Below are 4,341 nucleotides of genomic sequence, written 5' to 3'. Positions count from 1 at the left end.
AAAGAGGCAACCCTATAAGGTTGCCCCCACGGAAAAGAGGCTTCTGAATCGGATTGGAGATTCCCTGGAATTCGGGCGACCGACTCCCTAATTCCTGTCCCTCCGCTCCCTCCGCTTCTAAATTGGAGGGGATTGCAATTGGGGGATCAGGGGTTGTGTGGAATCGATCGCAATTCCGGGACAGGGGAGGCGATCGCGTCTAAAATCCTCGCCAGCCGGCCACAGCAGCCAGCGGCTTCGGGGGGGGAGGGTTGCCAAAGTTTCGGGGTTCTGGGTGATCCAAATCAGGGGCAAATTCGGCGGATCGGCGATCGCCTGGGTTTCTCCCGCCGCCACCCCCGCCAGCACCCCGAGAACCGTCCAATTTCCCCGGACGAGTCCCGTTTTTGCCGTCCACAACTGCACCTGATACTGGGCGCGGGAGGCGTAAAAATACAGGGACGCGGCCACGGACACCGCCGTTTCAAAGTCCGCTTCGTCCCAGGAAAAGCTGCTGTCGAGACAGATGGCGATATCCTGTCCCTGGATCGCCACCTCCAATTCTCGCACCCGCAACTCCCCGTAGCGGGCGCTCGATCGCCAGTGGATCAGCCGGGTGGGGTCGCCGTAGCGGTAGGGGCGCAGGGTGCGGGTCATGCCCTCCGTAGCCAGGTGCAGGCGATCGCGCTCGTAAATTTGGGGTCCGGAGTCGTCCCCCACCGCGTCGAGGAGGGGGCAACTCGCCAGGGGGAGAACCGTAGGATAAACGATCGCCGTCGCCTGTAAGTCGCGATCGCGGGAACACCAGAACAAACCCAGCGGCGCGGCCGTCCGCAGCCGCACCCCCGGCCAGTGGTAGATCCCCCGTCGTCGGGTGGGTAAAGAATAGCTCCAGCGGTAGGTTTCCCCCGGCGCGATCGCCTCGATCGCCCGTTTCGCCTCCCCCAATGCCGGTGGCAGGCGATCGACCACTTGCAGGAGGGTGCGGGGTTGGCGGGAGGGGTTGTCGATGTCCACCTCCACCGTCAGGGGGTCGCCCACGCTCACCGGGGCGATGGGGTGGCGGCGGACCTTCAGGGGGACCAGCGATCGGGCCGGGAGGATCGCCGCGGCCAGCAGCACCGCCAACCCCATGCCGCTGATCACATACAGCCACCCCGCCATCGTGTTAGTTGCCGCCCCGAAGAAAAACAGGGTCAAAAACCCCAGCAGCCCCCCCGCGTAAGCCGGCGTCACCCAGCGGGTTTCCAGCCAATTGGTCATTTTTCGAGCCCATCCCCGTAGCATTTTGTCGATTCTCCCGATATGGCATTTCTCAAGCTCTCGAAGTACGGTTGAGAGGTTGAAGTCCCCCTTGTTAAGGGGGATTTAGGGGGATCGCCCGGATTTCATCGGATCGAAAACCGCCACAGTCACTTTTTCTTAACCCAATATCCGCCAACCCGCGATCGCCGCACCCGTTGAAATTTGATAAATTTGATTGCAAAACTTTTTAAAAGTCTACACCCAATTCTCGAATTTCCTATAATTCAAGGCAGATCAGCCAGACCCGAGCAACAGAGGAAAATTCAGATCATGAGTCATTCTGCTCAGTCTCCGTCTCCCGACCACCTGCCCCCACGGCCGCCCGCCCCGCGACAACCGAAAGAGCGCCAAGTCGCCCAACGCTCCGCCAGTAAGGCGATCGGAAATTCGATCAAAGACATGGTGAAGGACGCCTTCCAGAAAAAAGCCTCCGACATCCATATCCGGGTCGGACACACCACCCGATATCGAATCCAGGGCGAAATGGTGCGGATCAAGGATCAAATCAAGGTGACTCCTGAGCTTTTCGAGCACTACCTCCAGGAGATCCTGACGCCCTACCAGCGACAACAATTTGAAGAAAACAAAGAACTCGACACCGCCATTTTTTACCCCGGCTTGGTGCGGTGCCGGGTCAACTGTTTTGAATCCCTGACCGGCGGCGCGATGGTGCTGCGACTCATCGGCCTGAAAATTCCCAGCATCGAGGAATTGAGACTGCCGGAAGTGCTCAAGAAAATTATCAGCTATCCCCAGGGTTTGATTTTGGTGACCGGACCGACGGGTTCCGGTAAATCCACCACCCTCGCCGCCATGCTCCGCCACCTCAACGAAACGGCCCGGAAGCACGTCGTCACCATCGAAGACCCCATCGAATTCGTCCACGCCTCCCGCCAGTGCCTGATCTCCCAGCGGGAAGTGGGACTGCACACCCTGGAATTTCACCACGCCCTGCGGGCCGTGTTGCGGGAAGATCCTGACGTCATCCTGATCGGGGAAATGCGCGATCGCATCACCGTCAATACCGCCCTCCAAGCCGCCCAGACCGGCCACCTCGTCCTCGGAACCCTCCACACCCGCAACGCCCTCAACTCCGTCAACCGCCTGCTGAACCTCTACAGCGTGGACGAACAAGCCACCGTGCGGATTCAAATCTGCGATTCCCTCGTCGCCGTCGTCGCCCAACTCCTCGTCCCCACCGTCGATAACAAGCGCACCGCCGTCCACGATATCCTGATCAACACCCCCGCCATGCACGACTACCTACTCAAAGGGGACGAAGAAAGCGCCATCCTCCTGATGGAAAATGACACCTACGAAGGGATGCAACTCATCAACCGGGCTATTTACGAGCAAGTGACCGCCGGACGGATTACGATGGAGGAAGCCGAAAAAGCCTCCCCCGATGCCGCCGAGCTCGATCGCCTCTTCCGGATGGCCGGGATCGATGGCTCCGGGGCCGTGCGGGAATTCAAACCGGGCAAAACCTTGTTCTAAAGTTCCGGTTTTCCCGTCCGCTTTCTCGAAATCTAATCCTCCGAGAACAAACGTCTCCAGCTCATTCCGGCCGGAGCCGCACACTTACCCCAGGTGAGGTGTGGGAGGAAGGGAAGGTGGGATGATTAAATAGCACCGGCAACTCCCCGTGATAAAATCGACTTCAACAGTGGGGTCGGACATCGCCTCACTCTCAAACGCGAAACCCAAACCCAGACCGTTTGGGCCCACCAGCCGGCGTTGTACCCGCCCGGTCAATGCCGGGAGTCTGTCACAAACTTCTACCAGCGTCCTATCGTGATAGCTATTTATCCGGGGAGTTTTGATCCCGTTACGCTCGGTCATGTCGATATCATTGAGCGGGGCTGTTATCTGTTTGACCGGGTGATTGTCGCGGTCCTACGAAACCCCAACAAAATGCCTCTGTTTACCGTAGAGGAGCGCCTGAGCCAAATTCGCCAATCGACCTCCCATTTAAATAATGTCGAGGTCGCCGGTTTTGAGGGTTTGACGGTAGACTATGCAAAATTGCGAAATGCCCAAGTGCTGCTGCGGGGGCTACGGGTTCTTTCCGATTTTGAAATGGAATTGCAGATGGCTCACACCAACAAGACGCTCTCTGATACAATCGAGACAGTTTTCTTGGCAACCTCGAACGAATATAGCTTTTTATCGAGCAGTGTCGTCAAAGAGATCGCCAAGTTTGGTGGTTCCGTCGATCATCTTGTTCCCGAACACGTCGCCATAGATATCCATAGATGCTACGCCAGGAATCAACCCCCCGAATCGAAACCAACCCAAACGGACTCGTCGCAGAAGGTGAACCCACCCCGACGGGATCGCCCGGAATAGACATTCAGCGGGAACTCAACCGACTCGAAGAAATGATTCTCGACAGTCCCCGCGTTCCCCTGACCCGGCGTACCCTGGTGGACGAAGAACAGTTGCTCGACCAGCTCGATCTGATCCGTTTGAATCTTCCGAGCGCCTTTCAGGAGGCGGATATTATCGTTCGCCACAAAGATGAAATTCTCCAAGAAGCGGAAGAGTACGCCCAGGAGATTTTGGAAGGGGCGGAGCATCGGGCCACCCACATTTTGAACGAAATGGGTATCGTCCAGCAGGCCCAGGAAGAGGCCGATCGCCTCAGACAGCAGGTGCAGATGGAGTGCGAAGCCCTGCAACAGCAAACCCTGGCCGAGATCGAACAAATTCGCTACCAGGCGCAACAGGAACTCGACGAAATGCGAAGTCGGATTCTGTCCGAGTGCAGCGACATCCAGGCGGGGGCCGACGAGTACGCCGATCACGTCCTGGGCAACATCGAACAGCAACTCGGCGACATGATGCGGGTCATCCACAACGGCCGCCAGCAGTTGCGAGGGAACGAGTCCCAGCAGCCCCCGTTGCATTGAGGCAGGGGGGCACAGGAGGCGACCGGAGGCGACCGGAGGCGACCGGAGGCAAATTTATAGTCAGATCCGTACAAATTCCCCAATCATCTTTAGATGATTTGAGCTATTAGCTTGGGAATTGATTCCCAAGCGGTCTGGATGTCTC

At 57.9% G+C, this 4,341-nt stretch carries 4 protein-coding genes; 3 read left to right on the top strand and 1 reads right to left on the bottom strand.

Annotated elements, in window-relative coordinates; all coding sequences use genetic code 11:
• Nucleotides 1–117: 117 nt before the first annotated feature.
• Nucleotides 118–1,242 carry a DUF58 domain-containing protein gene (locus LKE08_RS14705; protein WP_324704989.1) on the bottom strand — a complete coding sequence of 375 codons (1,125 nt, stop codon included), beginning with the start codon at nt 1,240–1,242 and terminating at the stop codon, nt 118–120.
• A gap of 312 nt (nt 1,243–1,554) precedes the next feature.
• Here LKE08_RS14705 and LKE08_RS14700 point away from each other — a divergent pair, with 312 nt between their 5' ends.
• The 3 genes from LKE08_RS14700 (at nt 1,555) to LKE08_RS14690 (ending at nt 4,196) form a co-directional block, all read left to right on the top strand.
• On the top strand, nt 1,555–2,781 hold the full coding sequence (locus tag LKE08_RS14700) for a PilT/PilU family type 4a pilus ATPase (protein WP_324704988.1): 1,227 nt from the start codon (nt 1,555–1,557) through the stop codon (nt 2,779–2,781).
• A gap of 297 nt (nt 2,782–3,078) precedes the next feature.
• Nucleotides 3,079–3,633 (top strand): pantetheine-phosphate adenylyltransferase, encoded by a 555-nt coding sequence (gene coaD / locus LKE08_RS14695; protein ID WP_324704990.1) that lies wholly within the window; start codon nt 3,079–3,081, stop codon nt 3,631–3,633.
• Nucleotides 3,540–4,196: a DivIVA domain-containing protein gene (locus LKE08_RS14690; RefSeq protein WP_324704987.1), complete on the top strand. Its 657-nt coding sequence runs from the start codon at nt 3,540–3,542 to the stop codon at nt 4,194–4,196. The genes coaD and LKE08_RS14690 overlap by 94 nt, the downstream gene beginning before the upstream one ends.
• The last annotated feature ends 145 nt before the right edge of the window (nt 4,197–4,341 follow it).

The organism is Lyngbya sp. CCY1209, assembly GCF_035615495.1.
Taxonomy (GTDB): Bacteria; Cyanobacteriota; Cyanobacteriia; order Cyanobacteriales; family Microcoleaceae; genus Limnospira.
The sequence above is the reverse complement of the archived record's forward strand: the minus strand, read 5'-3'. Positions and strand labels throughout refer to the sequence as shown.

Bases quoted from the DNA above. Each gene is read 5' to 3' on its own strand.
- LKE08_RS14705 (WP_324704989.1), bottom strand. From the start codon at position 1,242: ATGACCAATTGGCTGGAAACCCGCTGGGTGACGCCGGCTTACGCGGGG.
- LKE08_RS14690 (WP_324704987.1), top strand. From the start codon at position 3,540: ATGCTACGCCAGGAATCAACCCCCCGAATCGAAACCAACCCAAACGGA.
- LKE08_RS14700 (WP_324704988.1), top strand. From the start codon at position 1,555: ATGAGTCATTCTGCTCAGTCTCCGTCTCCCGACCACCTGCCCCCACGG.